Annotated in this window: 20 protein-coding genes and 2 tRNA genes; 15 read left to right on the top strand and 7 right to left on the bottom strand. The window is 50.5% G+C overall.

All coding sequences use genetic code 11. From position 1 onward, the window contains the following. Positions 1 to 24: 24 nt before the first annotated feature. Together IV04_RS08690 and IV04_RS08685 are read right to left on the bottom strand one after the other, a co-directional pair. Positions 25 to 921, bottom strand: a complete 897-nt coding sequence (locus IV04_RS08690; RefSeq protein WP_037399693.1) for an aldo/keto reductase family oxidoreductase — start codon at positions 919 to 921, stop codon at positions 25 to 27. Positions 922 to 1020: 99 nt separating this feature from the next. Beyond that, complete coding sequence (locus IV04_RS08685; RefSeq protein ID WP_037399695.1) at positions 1021 to 1260, bottom strand: DUF1289 domain-containing protein; 240 nt, start codon at positions 1258 to 1260, stop codon at positions 1021 to 1023. A gap of 233 nt (positions 1261 to 1493) precedes the next feature. Here IV04_RS08685 and eptA point away from each other — a divergent pair, with 233 nt between their 5' ends. The 5 genes from eptA to rnt all read left to right on the top strand — a co-directional run bounded on the left by eptA (position 1494) and on the right by rnt (position 6368). Then, positions 1494 to 3143, top strand: coding sequence for a phosphoethanolamine transferase EptA (eptA, locus tag IV04_RS08680; protein WP_037399697.1), 1650 nt, complete (start codon positions 1494 to 1496; stop codon positions 3141 to 3143). A gap of 109 nt (positions 3144 to 3252) precedes the next feature. Then, positions 3253 to 3858 (top strand): TetR/AcrR family transcriptional regulator, encoded by a 606-nt coding sequence (locus tag IV04_RS08675; RefSeq protein ID WP_037399699.1) that lies wholly within the window; start codon positions 3253 to 3255, stop codon positions 3856 to 3858. 83 nt (positions 3859 to 3941) lie between these two features. Then, entirely contained in the window at positions 3942 to 5039 is a 1098-nt protein-coding gene (locus IV04_RS08670; protein ID WP_037399702.1) for an alkene reductase, read from the top strand. 171 nt (positions 5040 to 5210) lie between these two features. Beyond that, a complete protein-coding gene (gloA, locus tag IV04_RS08665) occupies positions 5211 to 5618 on the top strand; it encodes a lactoylglutathione lyase (protein ID WP_037399705.1) in 408 nt (135 codons plus the stop codon). Positions 5619 to 5687: 69 nt separating this feature from the next. Next, a complete protein-coding gene (rnt, locus tag IV04_RS08660) occupies positions 5688 to 6368 on the top strand; it encodes a ribonuclease T (protein ID WP_037399707.1) in 681 nt (226 codons plus the stop codon). Positions 6369 to 6436: 68 nt separating this feature from the next. Here rnt and IV04_RS08655 read toward each other — a convergent pair whose 3' ends face one another. Next, positions 6437 to 6784, bottom strand: a complete 348-nt coding sequence (locus IV04_RS08655; protein WP_197062176.1) for a Grx4 family monothiol glutaredoxin — start codon at positions 6782 to 6784, stop codon at positions 6437 to 6439. A 403-nt stretch (positions 6785 to 7187) separates the two neighbouring features. Here IV04_RS08655 and IV04_RS08650 point away from each other — a divergent pair, with 403 nt between their 5' ends. Next, on the top strand, positions 7188 to 7973 hold the full coding sequence (locus tag IV04_RS08650; RefSeq protein WP_037400108.1) for a C40 family peptidase: 786 nt from the start codon (positions 7188 to 7190) through the stop codon (positions 7971 to 7973). Positions 7974 to 8198: 225 nt separating this feature from the next. After that, entirely contained in the window at positions 8199 to 8777 is a 579-nt protein-coding gene (gene sodB / locus IV04_RS08645; protein ID WP_037399711.1) for a superoxide dismutase [Fe], read from the top strand. Positions 8778 to 8835: 58 nt separating this feature from the next. Here sodB and IV04_RS26040 read toward each other — a convergent pair whose 3' ends face one another. Beyond that, positions 8836 to 8925 carry a YnhF family membrane protein gene (locus IV04_RS26040; protein ID WP_152562843.1) on the bottom strand — a complete coding sequence of 30 codons (90 nt, stop codon included), beginning with the start codon at positions 8923 to 8925 and terminating at the stop codon, positions 8836 to 8838. Positions 8926 to 9260: 335 nt separating this feature from the next. On the opposite strand from IV04_RS26040, the gene purR reads away from it, so the two are divergent. Further along, positions 9261 to 10286, top strand: a complete 1026-nt coding sequence (gene purR, locus IV04_RS08640; protein ID WP_037399713.1) for an HTH-type transcriptional repressor PurR — start codon at positions 9261 to 9263, stop codon at positions 10284 to 10286. On the opposite strand, the gene punR is transcribed toward purR, so the two are convergent. Continuing rightward, positions 10267 to 11205 (bottom strand): DNA-binding transcriptional activator PunR, encoded by a 939-nt coding sequence (gene punR, locus IV04_RS08635; protein ID WP_037399717.1) that lies wholly within the window; start codon positions 11203 to 11205, stop codon positions 10267 to 10269. The two genes, purR and punR, sit on opposite strands and share 20 nt — an antisense overlap. Positions 11206 to 11331: 126 nt before the next feature. Here punR and punC point away from each other — a divergent pair, with 126 nt between their 5' ends. Continuing rightward, positions 11332 to 12537: a purine nucleoside transporter PunC gene (punC, locus tag IV04_RS08630; RefSeq protein WP_037399719.1), complete on the top strand. Its 1206-nt coding sequence runs from the start codon at positions 11332 to 11334 to the stop codon at positions 12535 to 12537. 60 nt (positions 12538 to 12597) lie between these two features. Here punC and IV04_RS08625 read toward each other — a convergent pair whose 3' ends face one another. Next, a complete protein-coding gene (locus IV04_RS08625) occupies positions 12598 to 13248 on the bottom strand; it encodes a riboflavin synthase (protein ID WP_037399721.1) in 651 nt (216 codons plus the stop codon). Between the two features lie 237 nt (positions 13249 to 13485). On the opposite strand from IV04_RS08625, the gene IV04_RS08620 reads away from it, so the two are divergent. The 6 genes from IV04_RS08620 (at position 13486) to IV04_RS08595 (ending at position 18070) form a co-directional block, all read left to right on the top strand. Continuing rightward, complete coding sequence (locus IV04_RS08620) at positions 13486 to 14862, top strand: MATE family efflux transporter (protein WP_037399724.1); 1377 nt, start codon at positions 13486 to 13488, stop codon at positions 14860 to 14862. 191 nt (positions 14863 to 15053) lie between these two features. Further along, positions 15054 to 15130, top strand: a tRNA-Val gene (locus tag IV04_RS08615). A 21-nt stretch (positions 15131 to 15151) separates the two neighbouring features. Next, positions 15152 to 15228 (top strand) — tRNA-Val (locus IV04_RS08610). A 143-nt stretch (positions 15229 to 15371) separates the two neighbouring features. Then, positions 15372 to 15677, top strand: a complete 306-nt coding sequence (locus tag IV04_RS08605; RefSeq protein ID WP_037399728.1) for a cupin domain-containing protein — start codon at positions 15372 to 15374, stop codon at positions 15675 to 15677. A 435-nt stretch (positions 15678 to 16112) separates the two neighbouring features. Then, a complete protein-coding gene (pykF, locus tag IV04_RS08600; protein WP_037399731.1) occupies positions 16113 to 17525 on the top strand; it encodes a pyruvate kinase PykF in 1413 nt (470 codons plus the stop codon). 308 nt (positions 17526 to 17833) lie between these two features. Continuing rightward, positions 17834 to 18070 (top strand): major outer membrane lipoprotein, encoded by a 237-nt coding sequence (locus IV04_RS08595; protein WP_005165631.1) that lies wholly within the window; start codon positions 17834 to 17836, stop codon positions 18068 to 18070. 212 nt (positions 18071 to 18282) lie between these two features. On the opposite strand, the gene IV04_RS08590 is transcribed toward IV04_RS08595, so the two are convergent. After that, the gene (locus IV04_RS08590; RefSeq protein WP_037399739.1) at positions 18283 to 19296 is read right to left on the bottom strand and encodes a L,D-transpeptidase family protein; all 1014 of its coding nucleotides are present in this window, start codon (positions 19294 to 19296) and stop codon (positions 18283 to 18285) included. Positions 19297 to 19524: the final 228 nt, after the last annotated feature.

The following is a 19524-nucleotide window of genomic DNA, read 5'->3' as shown; positions in this document are numbered from 1 at the left end:
ACTCAGCCCGGTTGATGACGATATTTATGGCACGTCGTAACCCAATGCCGCCTTACGGATACGGAACCACTGCTGGCGATTCATTGTTAACTCGCATGCTTTAATCGCTGAACTTACGCGTTCAATTTTACCTGAGCCGATAATCGGTAATGGCGCAGACGGTAAACACATTACCCAGGCATAAACCACCTGTTCAATCGTTTCAGCCCCCATTTCCTGTGCCACAAGCTGTAGTTCATCGCGCAGCGGTTGGAATTCCGCATCGCTGAACAAGCGACCGCCCCCCAGGCAAGACCAGGCCATAGGTTTGATGCGCAATTGCTGGCTCTGATCCAGAGTCCCATCCAGGATCGCTGGCTGATGAATTGGCGAAATTTCTACCTGATTAGTCACCAGCGAGAACGGCAGGCGCGACTGTAACAGGGTAAATTGGGCCGGAGTAAAATTAGAAACGCCAAAATGACGCACTTTGCCAGTTTTGTGCAATGCAACAAAGGCTTCAGCCACTTCGTCAGCATCCATCAACGGATCGGGGCGATGAATCAACAGCAAATCCAGATAGTCGGTATGCAAATGGCTCAACGACTGTTCAGCGCTACGCACGATATGATCGCGATCGGTAATGTAATGGCCGATAGGATTACCCGGCTTGGCGGTGGTCGCAATACCACATTTCGATACCAGTTCAATACCTTGGCGCACCGAGGGTTTCAGCTTGATCGCCTCACCAAACGCCTGTTCACAAGCGTATCCGCCGTAAATATCAGCATGATCGACCGTCGTCACACCGAGTTCAACGTGTTGCTCGATAAACTTCAGCAGTTGCTGGGGGGACATTCCCCACTCCATTAAACGCCAGTAGCCGCAAATCATCTGTGAAAATTCAGGCCCTTGTGGTGCAAGCTTAATACGGTTCAGCATCTCTAAAACTCCATAAGGTTATTCTGCGTCAGCATACACAAGCCCCCAGAGAGTAGAAAGCTGTAAAACGGCGTTAGCCGATGTCAGATCGAGTCATACTTAAAAAAGCGAAGGTTGTTCCGGTGGGGTTTCATCCGATGGTTTACTGACACGCTGCATACGCAGATAACGCTGGCGGCATAAGCGCAAAACATCACGCTTTTGTGCATCACTCATTTGCATCCAGCCAAAACGTTCCTCGCGGCTGCGCAGGCAACCACGGCAAAAACCGCGCTCATCTGTCTGGCAAATGCCTCGGCACGGGCTGGGAATGTCAAAAAACTCAAGTTGCTGCGCCACACGACCTCCTGCGTTTAGGCCGTGCTTTACACTGCCTTACCTAATTGAAGACGTCATCAGCGCCGATAGCAAGTGACTTTTCAACACGACGTGAAAATAGCGGGTTGATTGAACAGTGGCAACTCCACCGCTGTCTTTTCTGCCAGAACTCGAGTTCTGCAGCTCTAAGGTTATCTTAAGTTTCATTTGCTAAATTTCAGCCTATTAAACCATGGCAGGATTAAGATTTAGCAATGCAGTTACGTCGATTTTTACAGTGCAACAGTTTGGAGTTTATTCTTTCCTGCGCTCTATTTTTTACCCTCTTCCAGAACGCTTTATTTTTCCATACCGCCTGGTCGTACATCCATTTCGATAGCATCCATAGCGTCTTTTTTGCAGCCACCATGCCGGTGGTGGTTTTCTGTGCGCTAAACATAATTTTCAGCATCCTGACCATACCGTTCCTGCGTAAGCCGTTGATCATTGCCCTGTTGATCGGCAGTGCTATTACTAATTACTTTATGTACAGCTACGGTGCGGTGATCGACGGCAATATGATGCAAAATGCCTTCGAAACCAACTCGCAAGAGGCTACTGCGCTGTTGACACCGCGTATGGTGCTGTGGGTCTTGTTACTGGGGATTATTCCTTCAGTAGCCGTATGCCTGGCACAAATCCATAAGGTTCACCCTTGGTGGTACATGATGGGTTTACGCGCGGCGAACGTCATGCTTTCCATCGTGGTGATCATGTTGGTTGCTGCCCTGTTTTACAAAGATTATGCCTCACTGATCCGCAACAATAAGAGCGTGGTGAAAATGCTTACGCCCTCAAACTATGTGGCTGGCACCATTAAATTTGCCGAGCATCGCTATTTCAGCAGCAATCTCCCGTTGGTCAAGATTGGTGAAGATGCCCAGTTAGGCGCGGCTATCCGTGGGCAAGAGAAAAAGACGCTGGTGATTCTGGTGGTAGGTGAAACCGCACGGGCAGAGAATTTCTCACTCAACGGTTACCCACGTGAAACCAATCCTCGCCTTAAACAGGATAATGTGGTGTATTTCAAAAACGCCAGCTCTTGCGGAACGGAAACCACCGTCTCCGTTCCCTGTATGTTCTCCAATATGCCACGCAACGACTACGACGCCACTTTAGCGGCTCATCAGGAAGGGTTGATGGATGTGCTGGCTCATGCAGGAGTCAATGTGTTGTGGCGCGACAATGACGGCGGTTGCAAAGGTGCCTGCGATCGTATCCCACATATCGACATGACCAAACTGCAGTTACCGCAGGATTGTGATGGTGATGTCTGCATGGACAATGTGCTGCTACATCAGTTGAAGGACTACATCAACGGATTGAAAGGTAACGGCGTTATCGTGCTGCACCAGATGGGTAGCCATGGACCCGCCTACTATCGCCGCAGTACGCCTGAACTCCGCCAGTTTGCACCGACCTGCGACAGTAATCAGATTCAGGACTGCACGCATGAGCAATTGGTAAACAGCTATGATAATTCGTTGTTGTACACCGATGCCATGCTGGATAACACCATCAAACTGTTGCAGCAATACGGTGATAAATTCAACACCGCAATGATTTACCTTTCCGATCATGGTGAATCATTAGGGGAGAACGGTATCTATCTGCACGGCACACCTTATATGTTTGCGCCTTCTCAGCAAACCCATGTGCCTTTCCTGATGTGGATGTCGGCAGAATATGAGCGTAATTTTGCGATCGACCGCCAATGCCTGACGCGGCTGGCTGAAAACGATAAGGTTTCGCAGGACAATCTGTTCCACACTGTATTGGGTATGCTTAACGTGCAAACGCATGAGTACCAATCCCATCAGGATATTCTGCAAAACTGCCGTACCCTCGCCCAAGGTAAGGCTTAACTTTTATAATCTCCCGGGGCACAATATACCCATTCTAAAGCCGGTATTTTTCACCGGCTTTTTATTTTTCTTGACCTAGACCAATTGGTCTATTACGCTCAATACCATTATGACGAAACCTCTGCATTGCAACGTGGATACACGTGAACATCTGCTCGCGACTGGCGAAACCCTCAGCCTGCGTCTTGGCTTTACAGGCATGGGGCTGAGCGAATTGCTGGCGACCGCTGGCGTGCCAAAAGGCTCGTTTTATCACTATTTTCGTTCGAAAGAAGCCTTTGGCGAAGCCATGCTGCAACGTTACTTTGAGCACTATGATGCGGAAATGCAGAGATTATTCGGCGATACAAAACGCGATGCGCGTCATCAGTTGTTAAGCTATTACGCACAGGCTATCAGCCATCACTGCCTCAGCGAATGCCATAACTCCTGTTTAGCCGTGAAGCTTTCTGCCGAGGTCAGCGATCTGTCTGAACCCATGCGTCATGCGCTGGAAGTCGGCACCGCACGCGTTATTGGTCATTTGCAAGAGGCTCTTGAACGTGGGAGCCGTGAAGGTTCACTGGCGATAGCTATGAGCCCATCAGCAACGGCGGAAACCCTCTATTCTTTATGGTTGGGAGCTTCGCTGCGTGCCAAAATCCGCCGTTCGGTTGCCCCACTGACCAGTGCGTTGGAAACTATCGAATTACTGCTGCGCCCAACGCAGCCCTAATCCCTTTGATTTACCCTGAAAGTGCCATTGCTAAAATACGTTCAACACCAACTAGTCGACCGGTCTATTAAATAGGATGCATTATGAAGATTGAAAAGTTGTTCTCTCCCCTGAAGGTTGGCTCTACAACGCTGCCCAATCGTGTATTCATGGCCCCACTGACTCGCTTGCGTAGCATTGAACCTGGCGATGTTCCGACCGCATTAATGGCAGAATACTATGCACAACGCGCCAGCTCTGGCCTGATCATTACCGAGGCTACGCAGATTTCTTTCCAGGCGAAAGGTTACGCGGGCGCCCCCGGTCTGCATACGTCAGAACAGATTGCCGCCTGGAAAAAAATCACCCAGGCAGTGCATGACAAGCAAGGGCATATTGCTGTGCAACTTTGGCACGTTGGCCGCATTTCTCATAATAGCCTGCAACCGGGCCAGCAAGCGCCGGTCGCCCCTTCCGCCATCGCCGCAGAAACCCGTACCACAATACGCGATAAGAACGGCGCCTGGGTGCGTGTGCCCACATCCACCCCGCGTGCGCTGGAAACGGCAGAAATCGCCGGGATCGTGAGCGATTTCCGTCAGGCAACCGCTAATGCTCGTGAGGCGGGCTTTGATTATATTGAATTACACGCCGCACACGGTTACCTGCTACATCAGTTCATGTCTCCGGCTTCTAATCAGCGTACCGATCAGTATGGTGGCAGTATTGAAAATCGCACCCGTCTGACGTTGGAAGTGGTTGATGCCAGCATCGCTGAAATTGGCGCGGACCGCGTCGGTATTCGTATTTCCCCACTCGGCCCATTCAACGGCCTGGATAACGGTGAAGACCAAGAAGAGGCTGCACTGTATCTGATCGAAGAGCTTAACAGACGTGGCATCGCCTATCTGCACATCTCTGAACCTGATTGGGCCGGTGGCAAGCCTTATTCAACCGCATTCCGTGATGCTGTTCGTTCCCATTTCAAAGGCGTGATTGTTGGTGCAGGTGCTTATACCGCCGAGAAAGCAGAAGAACTGCTTGAAAAAGGCTTTATTGATGCCGTCGCTTTTGGCCGCAGTTATATCGCCAACCCGGATCTGTTAGAACGCTTCAAACAGAATGCCCCATTGAATGAGCCAGATAACAACACCTTCTACGGCGGTGGCGCTGCCGGTTATACCGACTATCCTACCCTGTAAGTGATTTATCTGATATTCAGCCGGTCAACAGCCGGCTGAATTTATCAGTGACAATGTCACGCAAACCACTTCTGCACCCGATGCGTTGAATTGCTTTATATGACAAGGCTATACTGCTCTTCGCGTTCATCTATCTGCCGCTCACTGCGGCACATCCAATCAGAGGAAATTATGCGCCTACTCCATACCATGATCCGTGTCGGTGATCTGCAGCGTTCCATCGATTTCTATACCAAGGTATTAGGCATGCGCCTGCTGCGCACCAGCGAAAACACCGAGTACAAATACTCACTGGCGTTCGTTGGTTATACCGATGAAAGCGAAGGCTCCGTGATCGAACTCACCTACAACTGGGGAGTTGACAGCTACGAGATGGGTTCCGCATTTGGCCACCTGGCGCTGGGCGTAGACAACGTAGCGGCCACCTGTGAAAACATCCGCAATGCTGGCGGCAACGTAACCCGTGAGGCTGGCCCGGTTAAAGGCGGCACCTCAATTATCGCTTTCGTTGAAGATCCCGATGGTTACAAGATCGAGCTGATCGAGAATAAACATGCCAGCCAGGGCCTCGGCAACTGACGTTTCTTCAGGGCGCAATCTAGCGCCCTGCTTTTATCCCCGCTGCATCAAGGCAAGAAATTTGTCATAATGCCCGCTGAATTCGATGAAGATAAGAAACTGATGGCCGAAAAAAGTGATCTTAACGCCCTGAGTGGCCGTTTTCGTGGGTTTTATCCCGTTGTTATTGATGTAGAAACCGCAGGTTTTAATGCCCAGACCGATGCCTTGCTGGAAATAGCCGCAGTCACGTTAAAAATGGATGAAAACGGCTGGTTACAGCAGGATGAAACCCTGCATTTTCACGTTGAGCCCTTCGAAGGGGCTAATCTGCAACCAGAAGCATTGGCCTTCAACGGTATCGATCCGCATAACCCGCTGCGCGGTGCGGTAAGCGAATACGATGCGTTGCACGCTATTTTCAAGGCAGTGCGCAAAGGGATTAAGGATCAGGGCTGTAACCGAGCCATTATTGTTGCCCACAATGCCAACTTTGATCACAGCTTCCTGATGGCAGCCGCAGAACGCGCCAGCCTGAAACGCAATCCATTCCATCCGTTTGCCACGTTTGATACTGCCGCACTGAGCGGGCTGGTATTAGGCCAAACCGTATTAGCCAAGGCTTGTATCGCCGCTGGTATGCCGTTCGACAGCAGCCAGGCACATTCCGCCCTGTATGATACCGAACAGACGGCCCTGTTATTTTGTGAGCTGGTGAATCGTTGGAAACGCCTTGGCGGCTGGCCGCTCGGCAGCACTAGCGCGGAATAAACGCCATAAACAATTCGGGCGGCACCTGCAACAGGGCCGCCCGAAATTTTCAGTAAAATCTTTCGCCATTAAGGCTGCTGATCGTCCTGCTGTTTGTATTTCTCAGCAGTCTCTTTGATCAGGGGTTGCAATTCACCACGCTGGTACATCTCGATAATAATATCGCATCCGCCCACCAGTTCACCGTCAACCCACAACTGCGGGAACGTTGGCCAATTGGCATATTTTGGCAGTTCGGCACGAATATCCGGGTTTTGCAGAATATCAACATAAGCGAAACGCTCACCACACGCAGAAAGCGCCTGGACCGCTTGCGCGGAGAAACCGCAGCTAGGCAGCTTAGGTGAACCTTTCATGTACAGCAAAATAGGGTTGGCAGAAATTTGCTGCTGAATTTTTTCAATCGTCGTCATTATTGCTTCCTCAAGCCACATCTTGGCTACAACATCACATTAGCTATTGTAGCGGCAGGAACAGTATCAAGAAAACGCCATCTTTTGCAGGGACATTTCCAGTTACCGGGTGAGTGCTGAAAACCACACTTTTCCGGTTAAAACATACTCACAGAATAACATTGTTAACCCGACGACTTCACTATTATATTTTCGCATTTGGCCGGTGACGAATAATAAACCGCACCTTGATTTTGGTGTTTTTTTACACATCAATTGCTTGATTTGAAATCAAAAAAAATGCCATTAACGTTTTCTCACAATATGGATTACTATTTATGAGTTCTCCGCTGTTTTATATGGCGAATTTCGGGAATACTGTAGCCCATTAGATATGTGCTTTGAGGCCAAGGTTGGTAACATCGACATGCGCTTAATTATTACACTTTTTATGCTATTGCTCTCACAACTGTTCGCAACTCTGGTGCATGCTGCGCCCAAGGCGCATGTTTCTGCCGAGCAGCGTAAAGGGCATGCTAACGCGGCCCAGCCAGGCGATCGCAAAAAAAAGAAAGCGGACAAAAACAGCAAAAAAGTAAAGGCCGTCACCCCTCAAAAAGCAGCTCAGAAAACCTCGCAACTTAAATCGAAGAGTAAATCTACCCACACTGCCAACATCAAAGTGACTCCACCGAAAAAGGGTTACAAGAAAGGGTATGGTCGCCATCGTGAGCCGGATATGGCTACCGCGAAACTGACCAAGAATGAAAAGCCGCTAAAACTCAGCCCTGCTCACAAAAAACGCTATCAACACGCCAAACAAACGGCCATGGCCAAGCTGATGAGCCAGATGGGCAAACCCTACCTGTGGGGCGGTTCTTCCCCACACACCGGGTTTGACTGCAGCGGGTTGATTTATTACGCCTATAAAGACGTGGTGAAAATCAAAATGCCGCGCACCGCCAATGAAATGTATCATCTGCGTGATGCCGCACCGATCAAGAAAAGCGAGTTGGAAACCGGCGATCTGGTGTTCTTCCGCATCAATAATCGTGGCACTGCCGATCACGTGGGCGTTTATCTCGGTAACGGCAAGTTTATCCAGTCGCCACGTACCGGTGAAGAAATCCGCGTCAGTCAGTTGGATAACGACTATTGGCAAAATCATTACATTGGCGCTCGCCGAGTTGTAACGCCAAAAACCATCCGTTGATCGCTCCCCACGGTGATATCTCAGGCGGCTAAGCCTTACCTGCAGCCGCCCTTTCCTGCCGATGCTTTAAGCAATCAGCCGCTTAACATGCTTTAAACCTTTTTTTCACCCGGAAAGTTGCTAAGATTATTGTCCATAAAAAAGACATCACAACTCTGTTTTCCACCTTCGACCACCGGGTTGAGGGCGGCCAGAACAATAGTGCAATATAAAAAGGAGAAAGCAATGTCGTTTGAATTACCTGCATTACCGTATGAAAAGAACGCTCTCGAACCGCACATTTCCGCAGAAACCCTGGAATACCACTATGGTAAGCACCACAATACCTATGTGGTTAACCTGAACAATCTGGTGAAAGGCAGCGAGTTCGAAGGCAAAACACTGGAAGAGATTATCAAAACCTCAACCGGCGGCGTGTTCAACAACGCAGCACAAGTGTGGAACCACACCTTCTATTGGCACTGCCTGTCACCACAGGGCGGTAATGAACCAACGGGTGCCGTTGCTGCTGCAATCACCAAGTCCTTCGGTTCTTTCGCTGCGTTTAAAGAGCAGTTCACCGATGCCGCAGTGAAAAACTTTGGCGCAGGCTGGACCTGGCTGGTGAAAAAGGCAGATGGCACCTTGGCGATCGTTAACACCTCAAATGCGGCAACTCCGCTGACCGGTGCAGACAAGCCACTGCTGACCGTTGACGTGTGGGAACATGCCTATTACATCGACTATCGCAATGCGCGTCCAAAATACCTGGAAAACTTCTGGGCATTGGTCAACTGGGCGTTTGTTGAAAAAAATCTGGCGTAATGGCTGGGATTTGATAGTAAGGCGCAGCATGCTGCGCCTTTATCATTCTGGCGTGAATTTAGTTTAATGCGGCGATAAAACCGAAAGCAATGATCATTGCCAATGCACTAACGGTGGTAATCAATGACATCTTTAAATCGGTATCCATAACGACTCCCTCTCAGATTGGCTTTACTAAGCATAAAATCCACACTATTAATGCGTCAAATCATTTTCTCTCAGTTCGTGATTAAAATCTTGTTATCATTTCACGCGTTATAATACCGAATAGATCTTCCACTTTGCGCTAAGATGGGACAAAATTCGCAGTTCACAACTGCGTACCGGCAAATGCCCCCCTGCTTAAGCAGCTTACGACCTCACACTAAAAACTCAGCCTCCGCTTCTCTGGAGAAGGGGGCTATAGACGATGGGTAGGCGCAGGCAAACGATTAACATCATACTCACATGCTGTAACATGTGGGTTCAGGAGTCATTCTTTACATGGCAACGATTAAAGATGTAGCCAAACGCGCTGGCGTTTCCACTACCACCGTTTCGCACGTCATCAATAAAACGCGTTTCGTCGCCGAAGAAACCAAAGAAGCTGTTCGGGCTGCGATCAAAGATCTGCACTATTCCCCAAGTGCCGTCGCGCGTAGCCTTAAGGTTAACCACACCAAATCAATCGGCTTGCTTGCCACCTCGAGCGAAGCCCCTTATTTTGCAGAAGTGATCGAAGCAGTCGAGAACAGTTGCTACAGCAAAGGCTATACCCTGATTCTTTGTAATTCGCACAACAACCTCGACAAACAGCGTGCCTATCTGGCAATGCTGGCGCAAAAGCGCGTCGACGGCCTGCTGGTGATGTGCTCGGAATATCCGGATCAGTTGCTGGGTATGCTGGAGGATTACCGCAATATTCCAATGGTGGTGATGGATTGGGGTGCTGCGCGCGGTGATTTCACCGATACCATTATCGATAACGCTTTTGAAGGTGGCTATCTGGCTGGCCGTTATCTGCTGGAGCGTGGGCACCGTGATATCGGTGCTATTCCTGGGCAACTGTCGCGCAATACCGGCGGTGGCCGCCATCAGGGGTTCCTGAAAGCGCTGAAGGAAGCCAATGTTGAGGTGCGTGAAGAGTGGATCGTCCAAGGGGACTTTGAGCCCGACTCGGGTTACAAAGCCATGCACCAGATACTGTCGCAGAAACAGCGCCCTACTGCGGTATTCTGTGGTGGTGACATCATGGCAATGGGCGCTATCTGTGCCGCCGATGAACTGGGCCTGCGCGTCCCGCAGGATATCTCGGTGATCGGTTACGATAACGTGCGTAATGCGCGCTATTTCACCCCGGCACTGACCACTATCCACCAACCCAAAGAGCGCTTGGGAGAAATGGCCTTCACCATGTTGCTGGACCGTATTGTCAGCAAACGTGAAGAATCCCAGGTGATTGAAGTACATCCCAAATTGATTGAGCGGCGTTCCGTGGCTGACGGCCCGTTTATTGATTATCGCCGTTAATGGGGCTCGGTGACTCTTCGCTCAACCACTCCTGGTTGAGCGTTTCGCTATCACCCAGATATTCCAGCAGCCAGGCCATCGCGGGTGATTGCGCGTTCTGTTGCCACGTCAGGCAGCAGGCACTGGCCGGAAACGGTTCCTGTAACTGCAATACCACCAATTCACCGCTTTGCACCAGTGGCAACACGCGGTGTGCTGGCACCATACCGACGCATAGCCCAGCCCGCAGGCAATCAACGGCTGAAACCCAATCAGGAACCGTGAACCTGCGCTGATTATCCAGTGACCAGGTCACTCGTTTAGGCAGATTGCGCGAAGTATCCTCCAGCAACAGAGAAGGATATGGCCGCAACTGTTCGTTACGCAACGGCCCGCTCAACGCCGCCAGCGGGTGCATGGCGTTCACCACACACAGCCAATTCATAAAGCCCATATCACGAAATGCAAAACCACCGCCCACCGGCACGGCACGCGTAGCACCGATTGCCATTTCCGCCCGGCCATCCACCAGCGCATCCCAGACGCCATTGAACACTTCAGGTTGCACCATCAACTCCACATCAGGGAAATGGCGATAAAAGTCCAGCACCAGTTGGCGGCTGCGCTGCGGCTTAACAATGATATCCACCGCAATCTTTAACTGCCCGCGCCAACCATTGGCGACCTGCTGGCACTGGCGACGCGTATCAAGCATTTTTTTGATAACAGCACGCGCTTCTTTTACAAACAGCGCACCAGCCGGCGTCAGTTCCACGTCTCGGTGACGACGTTCAAACAGCGGAACCGCCAACCATTGTTCCAGTTGCCGCACGGTATAACTCACCGCCGACGGCACGCGATGCAGTTCCTGTGCCGCGGCGCTAAAACTGCCGGTACGTGCCACCGCATCCACCACATCAAGCGAATATTCAGACCACATCGTCTTTTGCCTTCAATTTTTTTAACAGCACCTAGCAAATATTACCGTTTCACAAGCAGAGATCCAGCCGGATACACTTGCCGGCGCTAAAAAATCTGTATTAAGAAAATGTTAATGAGAAATACCATGCGAAATTTTGGATTTATGTTTTATCTCGCCGGCCTGAGTATGTTGGGTTATCTGGCGACCGATATGTATCTACCCGCCTTTGGTGCTATGCAGCAAGACTTGCAAATCTCTGCCGGAGCCATCAGCGCCAGCTTGAGTATCTTTCTTGCGGGTTTCGCCTTTGCCCAGTTAGTCTGGGGGCCGCTTTCCGATCGTCTAGGCCGTAGACCTGTGCTGCTGATTGGCTTGGCGCTATTTGCCCTTGGCTGCTTGGGGATGCTGTGGGTGCAGAATGCCGTACAACTGTGGTCACTGCGTTTTATTCAAGCGATTGGCGTCTGTTCTGCTGCCGTCACCTGGCAGGCCATCGTGGTTGACCGTTATCGCGACGGCAAAGTGAACCGCATTTTTGCCACCATCATGCCCTTGGTGGCGCTTTCCCCTGCCTTGGCTCCGCTGGTCGGCGCCTGGTTGCTGAATCATATGGGCTGGCGAGCGATCTTTACCGTCCTGCTGGGTATCTCTGCATTGCTGTTTGTACCCACTTTGTTGCTGAAAGAATCGGCAAGAGTCGTACCTTCTGCCGATAAAAAACCCAATATCAGCTTTCTGCAGATCCTGAAATCTCCGGTTTTCAGCGGTAATGTGATGATCTTTGCCGCTTGTTCAGCCAGCTTCTTTGCCTGGCTGACCGGTTCCCCGTTTATTCTCGGCGAGATGGGCTATAGCCCGAACGATATTGGCCTGAGTTATGTCCCACAGACATTGGCCTTTTTATTAGGCGGCTATGGCTGTCGTGCCGCGTTAAACCGCCTTTCGGGTAAGACCTTGTTACCATGGCTGCTGTTAGCGTATGGAATCAGTATGGTGGCGTTGTATCTGGTTGCCACCTTGAGTCAACCGACATTAACCAGCCTGCTGATCCCATTCTGTTTTATGGCATTGGTTAACGGTGCCAGTTATCCGATTCTGGTGGCCAATGCATTGCTACCCTTCCCGCATAACAGTGGTAAGGCCGCAGCGCTGCAGAATACGCTGCAGTTGGGGTTGTGTTTTATCGCAAGTATGGTGGTTTCGGCATTTATCGCCCAACCGCTGCAGGCGACGGTGACCGTGATGGTGGCAACGGTTGTCTTGGCTGCCTTGGGTTACATGATTCAGCGCGGGAAGGAAGAGGCCGAGGAACTGATTATCCGGCAGAAACATGCCGATTCGCCCTCATAATTTCCGCCATAAAAATGAAAACCCCGGCGTGACCGGGGCTCTTTTAATGACCGATAATCATCAAGCTTTTGGTATCAACGCTTTTTCGGCTTCTATCGCTGCTTCACGGCTCGCCAGCACTCGTTCAACGGTATCGACCACTGCTTGAGTTTGTGGATCAATCTCGATATTCACTTTATCGCCTAAACGCCTTTTGCCCAGCGTAGTGCGCGCCAGCGTTTCCGGAATCAAGTGCACACAGAAACGGTTATTTATCACTTCACCGATGGTGAGGCTAATCCCGTCAATACCGATGAACCCCTTATGCAGCACATATTTCATCAGCTCGGTGCTCGGCATGCGCAGCCAGATCTGGCGATTATTTTCTGAGGTATAAATTTTGGCGATTTCGGCAGTACAAATAATATGACCGGACATCAGGTGCCCACCAATTTCATCACTGAATTTGGCCGCTCTCTCAACGTTGACCTTATCTCCCGTTTTTAATTCACCGAGATTAGTCAAACGCAACGTTTCCTTGATCAGATCAAAACTGACGCGGTTACCTTCGATAGCGGTGACCGTCAGGCAGCAACCATTATGGGCAACCGATGCGCCCAGTTCCAACCCCGGTAACAGTTCACTAGGCATTTCAATAATATGAGTACGAAAATTAGGTTTTTCATCGACGGCAACCAACACAGCGGTGCCTTGCACAATACCGGTAAACATGTAGGCCTCTTTTCTGAATGTGTTCAAAGCGCTATAAGCAGTTTGCCCCAGTTAACGCGGAAAACCAAATTCGCTGCGGCAAAAAAACTGCATTTGCACATTTAATAACTATTACGTCACAAGATTTGCTTAAGGACGCCGAGCAGGTACAATCTTTTCGACAAATATCCGCTATTTTTAATTGTTGCCCGCTGATGGTAACCCCCTCTTCATCATAAATAATAAAAAGGTGTATGCGTGCAGAAGTACTTCATTGAAGCGCGTAGTTTGTTGGCTCTTGCGATCCCAGTAATCATCGCGCAAATATCGCAAACCGCGATGGGTGTCGTCGATACCATCATGGCCGGTGCTTACAGTGCCACCGATATGGCCGCTGTGGCCGTCGGCACGTCTATCTGGCTGCCTGCTCTTCTGTTTGGTCACGGCCTGCTGCTGGCACTAACCCCAGTGATTGCGCAACTGAACGGTGCAGGCCGTCGCGATCGCATCGCCCACCAGGTGCGGCAAGGCTTTTGGCTGGCCTCTGGCGTTTCGGCGTTGATCATCGTCGCGATTTACAACAGTAAATTCGTGATCGACATGATGCACAATATTGATCCCATGCTGGCAGAAAAAGCCGTCGGTTACTTACATGCCATTATGTGGGGAGCACCCGGCTACCTGTTCTTTCAAGTGGTGCGTAACCAATGTGAGGGCCTGTCAAAAACCAAACCTGGCATGGTGATCGGCTTTATCGGCCTGCTGGTTAATATCCCTATTAACTACATCTTCATTTACGGCAAATTCGGCATGCCTGAAATGGGGGGCGTTGGTTGCGGCGTGGCCACCGGCAGCGTGTACTGGATCATGTTCCTGCTGATGCGTTGGTATGCAAAACGCGCGCCGTCACAGCGTGACATCAAACTGACGGCAGGCCAGCACCGAGGCCCGGATTGGCCCACCTTGAAGCGCCTGACGGGGCTTGGCATGCCAATAGCGCTGGCCCTGTTTTTTGAAGTGACGCTGTTTGCCATCGTCGCGCTACTGGTTTCCCCACTCGGTATCGTTTCCGTTGCCGGGCATCAGATTGCGTTGAACTTCAGTGCCCTGATGTTTGTACTGCCTCTGTCACTCGGGGTCGGCGCCACTATCCGCGTCGGGCATCGTTTGGGTGAGGGTTCTGTCGAAGCCGCGCGGGTGGCGGCTTATTCGGCCATTGGCGTCGGGATTGCCATGGCGTGTTGTACCGCATTGTTCACTGCGACATTCCGTGAACCTATCGCTCTGCTGTACAACGATAGCCCAGAGGTGGTGGCTATGGCGTCACACCTGATGCTGTTGGCAGCGATTTATCAGATCTCCGATTCGGTGCAGGTTATCGGCAGCGGTATCCTGCGGGGCTATAAAGACACGCGCTCGATCTTCTACATCACGTTTATCGCTTACTGGGTGCTGGGGCTGCCCAGCGGTTATCTGCTGGCGCTGACGGACTACATTGTCCCAGCCATGGGGCCAAGCGGTTTCTGGACCGGTTTTATCATCGGCCTGACGTTTGCCGCGATCATGATGGCGTTGCGCATGCGCTGGCTGCAGCGGCAACCTGCCGCCATGATCCTGCAGCGCTCCACCCGCTAAAACTCTCCGCCGGTTTGTACCGTGCAGGCCGGCGAGTTCCTCATCAATCTTTGCAGAAAAAACCGCCTCGCTGCGCATAAGCTCAGCAATCGCGTGAAATACCGGATAAAATTGTACTTTTCCCCTTGCCAGCAAGCGGGTAGCTCGTTAATATTCGTCCCCGCTGTCAGCCATGACAGGCAGGAAAAGATGCGTCCGTAGCTCAGTTGGTTAGAGCACCACCTTGACATGGTGGGGGTCGATGGTTCGAGTCCATTCGGACGCACCAAATTCCTGTAGGTAGTTCAGTGCGTCCGTAGCTCAGTTGGTTAGAGCACCACCTTGACATGGTGGGGGTCGATGGTTCGAGTCCATTCGGACGCACCAATTCTTTTCATTCAGCGTGTTCTCCCTGCTCTGCATTTACCATCAATCCTATTACTCCACTATCGACGCTGTTTTGGCAGATAGCCCGGCGCGGTTGCATCAGGTATTATCAGCGCAATAATCAGTTAAAGGCCGTTCCCTCTATGTTGAAATTTAAAGCAGAGACACCATTCGCATTTCTCGATAACGGCCTTGCCCGCCGTGAAGGGCGAATAAATGACCAAACTCCCGCCACGGAAGTAAAATTCAGTGCTGGTACATTTGGTCAGTTGCAGAAACGGCCCTATTCGCAGCAAATCTATGTAATTTCCGGTGAGTTTGAATTTACCGTAGCTAACGATATCCATACCGTTTTTGCTGGTGAAACGCTGCAAATCCCTGCGGCAACCCCATTTGGTTGTTTTTGCCTGGTGGCAGGTAGCCTGTTGGAAATTCCACAACCCGCCTGAATAACGCAGTGATTCCCCGGCAATTTCTTCCTGGTACTTGCCCAAATTATTTACAGTAAGGTTATTTGCGCAACAAACCGATACCGCTGATTTGCATTTGCGCCACATTTGCTCCTGATTTGACTAAACCTGCCATACACATCGGTTTTTTGTTTTGTTTCCCATCACAGAGCCCTTATAATGCGCCACGTCTTTCAGTTGAATGGTTTCAGCCCTTGATCTGCGAAAACGCAATAACCACAATTTCTCATCCCATCCTTATGCGCAGCATACCCGCGCCTCAGCAGCGGCTGAATTTTTCCACATCATTTCCACTGTGGTCACCTATTCTTAACTATGTTTTGCACTACCAGGTTCGCTTCAAATCCCTTACCGATGGTTTAGCCTTCGGTACCGTTAGTTTTATCATCCATCACAACTTGTAGAAAAATCGTCATGAAAAAGACCAAAATTGTTTGCACCATCGGCCCTAAAACCGAATCGGAAGAAATGCTGACCAGCCTGCTGAACGCAGGTATGAACGTAATGCGCCTTAACTTTTCCCATGGCGACTATGAAGAACATGGCAACCGCATCAAGAACATGCGCGCGGTGATGGCGAAAACCGGTAAAACTGCGGGCATTCTGTTGGACACCAAAGGCCCGGAAATCCGCACGATGAAACTGGAAGGCGGCACCGACGCCGCGCTGGTTGCTGGCCAGACGTTTACCTTTACCACCGACCAAAGCGTTATCGGCAATAAAGAACGCGTTGCCGTCACCTACCCTGGCTTTGCTGCCGACCTGAAAGTGGGTAACACCGTGCTGGTGGATGATGGTCTGATCGGTATGGAAGTTACCGCCATCACTGAAAAAGAAGTGGTTTGTAAGGTACTGAACAACGGCGATTTGGGCGAAAACAAAGGCGTTAACCTGCCGGGCGTTTCCATCCAGCTGCCAGCTCTGGCAGAAAAAGACAAGCTCGACCTGATCTTCGGTTGCGAGCAAGGTGTCGACTTCGTTGCCGCGTCATTCATCCGTAAACGTTCCGATGTGCTTGAGATCCGTGAACATTTGAAAGCGCACGGCGGTGAAAACATCCAGATCATCTCCAAAATTGAAAACCAGGAAGGCCTGAACAACTTCGACGAAATCCTCGAAGCGTCTGACGGCATCATGGTTGCACGTGGCGATCTGGGGGTTGAGATCCCGGTTGAGGAAGTGATTTTCGCCCAAAAGATGATGATCGAAAAATGTAACCGCGCTCGCAAAGTGGTCATTACCGCCACCCAGATGCTGGATTCGATGATCAAAAACCCGCGCCCTACCCGTGCTGAAGCCGGCGACGTGGCTAACGCCATTCTGGATGGCACCGATGCCGTGATGTTGTCTGGTGAAAGTGCCAAGGGTAAATACCCGCTGGAAGCCGTGACTATCATGGCGACGATCTGCGAACGCACCGATCGCGTCATGCCAAGCCGTATCGACACCCTGAATGACAATCGCAAACTGCGCATCACCGAAGCCGTTTGCCGTGGTGCTGTCGAAACGGCAGAGAAACTGGACGCGCCGTTGATCGTGGTGGCTACCAGCGGCGGTAAATCGGCTAAATCCGTGCGTAAATACTTCCCTAACGCCGTTATTCTGGCGCTGACTACCAACGAAATCACCGCACGCCAACTGATCCTGAGCAAAGGCGTAGTGACCCAGATGGTGAAAGAAATCGCCTCAACCGATGATTTCTATCGCATCGGTAAAGAAGCGGCGCTAGCCAGTGGTCTGGCACAAAAAGGCGATGTTGTGGTAATGGTTTCTGGTGCTTTGGTACCGAGTGGCACCACCAATACGGCTTCAGTTCACGTGCTGTAATTATTAAACGTGACAAAAATGCTCTGACTAAAACGCCGCAATTGCGGCGTTTTTTATTCTCTGTTAACTATTTTCTAAAAAACGCAAGCCCTAACTGCTCATTATTTAGCTAATTACCATTAAGAGTCGTCTCGTGGAACGGGGCTGTTTTCCCTCGTTTTTTTAACTATTTTGTAAAACAAGATGCAAGTTTGAGCGAACGATCAAAATAAAGGGCCCTAATACAAAAAAATTATTCTCTTTCGAAAAAAGTTTGTGTAATACTTGTGACGCTACATGGAGATTAACTCAATCTAGAGGGTGTTATAATGAATCGTACTAAACTGGTACTGGGCGCGGTAATCCTGGCTTCTACTATGCTGGCTGGTTGCTCTAGCAATGCTAAAATCGATCAACTGTCTTCTGACGTTCAGACTCTGAACGCTAAAGTTGATCAGCTGAGCAACGACGTGAACGCAATCCGTTCTGACGTTCAAGCAGCTAAAGATGACGCAGCGCGCGCTAACCAGCGTCTGGACAACCAAGCTCACGCTTACAAAAAGTAAGTTAGCTTTGGTAATTGAAAACGGTGCACCTTGTGCACCGTTTTTTTTTACCTGCCATTCCTCTCAAAACAGTCCTTGGCGTAGTACTACCGCCAATGAGGCTCTCCGTTCAGTTTTGCCTCGCATAGATAACTCACTAATGCTTTTTATGCCTTTCTCCGGGCAAAAAAAAGAGGCCCAGCACGCTGGACCCCCTCTCGCTCTAAAAGTGATTAATTGGCGGAACTGATAGGAGCGGCCGCAGGAGCATCACTATTGGCGTCCTGAGGTGCCTCAGGCGCGACAGAAACCTCAGAAGGCTCCTGACCTACACTCACCAATACCGGCATGCCAGAACGCCGTACAACCGCACTGTCGAACACGGCTTTGTCAGTCTGTTGGTCATTAGCAAAGGCTTTCTGATTTTTAGAAAGCGGAATTGGCATCGTCTGCGGATCGTCGCTGGCTACTTTCGATAACGGCTGGTGTACTTCCACATAGCGTTTGCCATCAGGCTCGACGGAAGCCTTGACAGGCTCGTTGATGATTTGCACCCGCGTACCTTGTGGGATCGTATTGAACAATGCTTCGATATCCGCTGGGCGTAAGCGGATACAGCCCGAGCTAACGCGCATGCCAATGCCAAAGTTGGCATTAGTACCATGGATCAAATATTGACCATGCCCCATCGACAAGCGAAGGGCGAACAACCCCATCGGATTCTCTGGCCCAGCCGGGATCACTGCCGGTAGTATTTCGCCCTGAGCTGCGTAGCGTTTACGGATGTTAGCCGTGGGTGTCCAGGTTGGATTCGCAATCTTCTGGCTGATCGACGTCACCTGCAGCGGTGTATTCATCCCAGTCTGACCAATACCGATCGGGTAAACGATGACCTTATCTTCACCTTTCGGATAGTAATACAGCCGTAATTCCGCCAAGTTAACCACGATCCCTTCACGCGGTGTGTCAGGTAACAGCATCTGAGTCGGGATCGTCAGCGTAGAACCGGGCGTTGGCAGATACGGGTCAGTACCTGGATTAGCCTCCAGCATGCCTAACAGGCCAATTTTATAATCCGCAGCAATGGCCTCAAGCGAGCGCCCATCGTTCGGCACATTGTAGATAATGTTTTCACCAATCAGACGGCTACCTGCTGGCGGCAATGGATATTCGTTCGCGCTGACGGCTTGCATACCCGTCAGTGCGGTGGCGAAAAGCATGCCTATCAGAGTCAACGTACGTTTCATTCTCATCCCTATTCTTCATCACACCCTTCAAACCTGATGCTGTGGCAGCAAAAGTTAAAGGTATACAGTTCAATCGCAAGGTTATCGGGCACTTGCCGGTGGGTAAATCAGATTAATACTCGAACAATACTAACAAGAAGCGGGATAAAGGCAATAAGTTGTCTAAAAATCAACATGTTATAACATAATCAATACATCGGATTGTCAACGAAACGTCAATGACTAACA

It is taken from the genome of Serratia sp. Ag1 (assembly GCF_000743355.1).
GTDB lineage: Bacteria > Pseudomonadota > Gammaproteobacteria > Enterobacterales > Enterobacteriaceae > Chania.
This window is presented reverse-complemented; position numbering and strand designations above follow the sequence as displayed.

Bases quoted from the DNA above. Each gene is read 5' to 3' on its own strand.
- IV04_RS08595 (WP_005165631.1), top strand. From the start codon at position 17,834: ATGAATCGTACTAAACTGGTACTGGGCGCGGTAATCCTGGCTTCTACT.
- eptA (WP_037399697.1), top strand. From the start codon at position 1,494: ATGCAGTTACGTCGATTTTTACAGTGCAACAGTTTGGAGTTTATTCTT.
- pykF (WP_037399731.1), top strand. From the start codon at position 16,113: ATGAAAAAGACCAAAATTGTTTGCACCATCGGCCCTAAAACCGAATCG.
- IV04_RS08625 (WP_037399721.1), bottom strand. From the start codon at position 13,248: ATGTTTACCGGTATTGTGCAAGGCACCGCTGTGTTGGTTGCCGTCGAT.
- punR (WP_037399717.1), bottom strand. From the start codon at position 11,205: ATGTGGTCTGAATATTCGCTTGATGTGGTGGATGCGGTGGCACGTACC.
- IV04_RS08690 (WP_037399693.1), bottom strand. From the start codon at position 921: ATGCTGAACCGTATTAAGCTTGCACCACAAGGGCCTGAATTTTCACAG.
- IV04_RS08650 (WP_037400108.1), top strand. From the start codon at position 7,188: ATGCGCTTAATTATTACACTTTTTATGCTATTGCTCTCACAACTGTTC.
- IV04_RS08590 (WP_037399739.1), bottom strand. From the start codon at position 19,296: ATGAAACGTACGTTGACTCTGATAGGCATGCTTTTCGCCACCGCACTG.
- purR (WP_037399713.1), top strand. From the start codon at position 9,261: ATGGCAACGATTAAAGATGTAGCCAAACGCGCTGGCGTTTCCACTACC.
- IV04_RS08605 (WP_037399728.1), top strand. From the start codon at position 15,372: ATGTTGAAATTTAAAGCAGAGACACCATTCGCATTTCTCGATAACGGC.
- IV04_RS08675 (WP_037399699.1), top strand. From the start codon at position 3,253: ATGACGAAACCTCTGCATTGCAACGTGGATACACGTGAACATCTGCTC.
- rnt (WP_037399707.1), top strand. From the start codon at position 5,688: ATGCCCGCTGAATTCGATGAAGATAAGAAACTGATGGCCGAAAAAAGT.
- IV04_RS26040 (WP_152562843.1), bottom strand. From the start codon at position 8,925: ATGGATACCGATTTAAAGATGTCATTGATTACCACCGTTAGTGCATTG.
- gloA (WP_037399705.1), top strand. From the start codon at position 5,211: ATGCGCCTACTCCATACCATGATCCGTGTCGGTGATCTGCAGCGTTCC.
- IV04_RS08670 (WP_037399702.1), top strand. From the start codon at position 3,942: ATGAAGATTGAAAAGTTGTTCTCTCCCCTGAAGGTTGGCTCTACAACG.
- sodB (WP_037399711.1), top strand. From the start codon at position 8,199: ATGTCGTTTGAATTACCTGCATTACCGTATGAAAAGAACGCTCTCGAA.
- punC (WP_037399719.1), top strand. From the start codon at position 11,332: ATGCGAAATTTTGGATTTATGTTTTATCTCGCCGGCCTGAGTATGTTG.